Origin of the sequence: Empedobacter sp. GD03861, assembly GCF_029840885.1 — a bacterium.
Lineage (GTDB): Bacteria > Bacteroidota > Bacteroidia > Flavobacteriales > Weeksellaceae > Empedobacter > Empedobacter falsenii_B.
Window position 1 is genome coordinate 1 of sequence record NZ_JAOCDJ010000077.1, and the last position, 2,361, is coordinate 2,361.

Here is a 2,361-nt window from a genome sequence, read left to right on the forward strand (position 1 = left end):
CAATACTTATCTTTAGTTTTCAATATTGTAAAATATTATTTATTAACTCTTTCTTTTTCTTCTTCATTTCCAAATTCTTTTTTCATTATATTGATGTTTTTATTACCAAATTTATATGTTAACGAAAGTCTAAATAATCTACGATCATAATAGTTATCATAATCAATTTTAATATTATTGGTATAACTTGTATAGATAGGTTTATTTGTTTTTAAAATATCAATCATATTGAGACTTATTTGGAGCTTTTTGTCCAATGTTAAATACTTTATTGATGCAGATAATTGGCTGTAAGCATTATTTTTATCTAGATCGGAGACTCCTTTGAAGTTATACCAATAAGAGATATTAAATAATAATGTTTTATTTTTATTCAAGACAAAATCATTGTTTATAGAAAAATAAGTATTAGATCCTTTTAGGTTTTGATTGGTAATATAAATTAAAGATTTAGACCAGCTATAGTTCCAATCTAATGAAAATGTAGTAGATAACCATTTTAGTTTTTTTAAAGTATAAGATTCAGAAAATCCAATGATATTGGTATTAAAATAGTTTTTAGAAGTTGTTTGTTGATTTTTAGTAGTTTCATCCAAAATTGTTATTTGTTCAAAACCATTTTTAGTATGAGAAAAATATACTGAATTTGACCAATTGTCATTGTGAATGTAATTAAATTCTACATTGTCAGTAAATGAGGGTTGTAAAAAAGGATTTCCTTCTACATAAGAGTAAGGATTACTATACCATCTAAAAGGGTTAAGTTTATCATAAGAGGGTCTATTTATCCTTTTGTTATAATTAATAGATAACGAATTTTTTTCATTAGGAGTATAAGAGATATAAAAAGTAGGAAAAAGCTTAGTATAATCATTTCTGTTTTTTTGCTCTTGTGTTTTAGAATAGCCTTGTGTTTGTGTATTTTCTAATCTAAAGCCTAATTGAGATTCCCATTTATTTGATAATTTTTTATTTCCTGAAATATAAAAAGATTGTGTATTTTCCTTATATTCAAAAACATTACTTTGTGAATAATCAAAAATTGGAGATCCTGTTGTGGTATCAAAATAATTCGCATCACTATTAGTTTTTGTAAAAGAAACTTTTGCTCCATAAGTCAAAATAATCCATTTTAATGGATGCTCAAAGTCTATTTTTGTTGAATAATTTTCAATATTCTGTAAACTAATATTGTTTGCAGAGGATAGATCTATCGTATTAAAATTTCTATTTTCAGTATTTTTATAATTAAAATAATCAAAATTTACAATCATTTTTTTTCCAATGGTATCCATTTCAATAATAGAATTAAGATTTATGGAATGGTTATTATTTTTTTTTTGAGTATACGAAAGGGTTTTCAAATATGAATTAACACTCGAATTATCGGGATTATAAATAGTAGTCAATATATTTTCTTGAACACTAGGTTTATTTAAGTTTCCAAGATATTGAATACCTACACTCCAATTATCATTCATTTTATAATCAAATCCTAATCTTGTATTTAGAGATTTTTGATAGTCTCTTCTTGTACTTCCTTCATTCCAAAGACCATCAGAGTAATAGGTTTTAGTGTTTTCTATAGGTGCATTGGATCCATTTATATAATTTATATCACTATACAATGAAAGTTTATTTTTTTGATACTCAAAGCTTCCCCCAAAAGCTCCCTTTGGATAAGTGCTTTGAGTATATGAGCTTCTCAATGAAGAATTCCATTGGTTGATTCTAGTTTTTTTTAGTTTTATATTTACAATTCCACTATTACCCTCTGCATCATATTTTGCAGGCGGTGTGGTAATGACTTCAATACTTTTTATATTGTCTGAAGGAATACTCTTTAATAAATTAATCAAATCATCTCCTGATACTTGAATTAACTTGTCATCAACCATTACAGACATTCCACTTTTTCCAATCATAGAAATTTGATCATTTTTCACATTTATTCGTGGAGTCATTTTAAGTGCATCCAAAGCATCCCCTCCAATTGTAGAGATTGAATTTTCTACATTATATATAGTTCTATCTATTTTTCGTTCAATTAACTTTTTTTTACCACTTATTACTATTTCTTTTAAATTTTCAGTTTTTAAGGTATCAGATACTTTATTAAGAATAATTGTACTATCATTCTGAGAAAAAACTGTACTTGAATTTAAAAGTATAATAATAAAAAAAATCGATTTTCTTTTAAATAAAATCATATTATAAATTAGTTAAATTAAATCTATATAATATAACTTATATTAAAAAGGATATTTTTAAAAAAAGTTTTTTTTAGAAGAATTCTAAATACTTAAGTTGTTTAAACTTTAATTTTTCTGATTGTAAGTTTTCAAAACAAATGAGACATAT

General features: G+C 24.3%; 1 protein-coding gene. It reads right to left on the reverse strand.

The genetic code is table 11. The features are described from left to right. Positions 1–35: 35 nt before the first annotated feature. Positions 36–2,210, reverse strand: a complete 2,175-nt coding sequence (locus N5D03_RS14720; protein ID WP_125349802.1) for an outer membrane beta-barrel family protein — start codon at positions 2,208–2,210, stop codon at positions 36–38. Positions 2,211–2,361 lie beyond the last annotated feature (151 nt).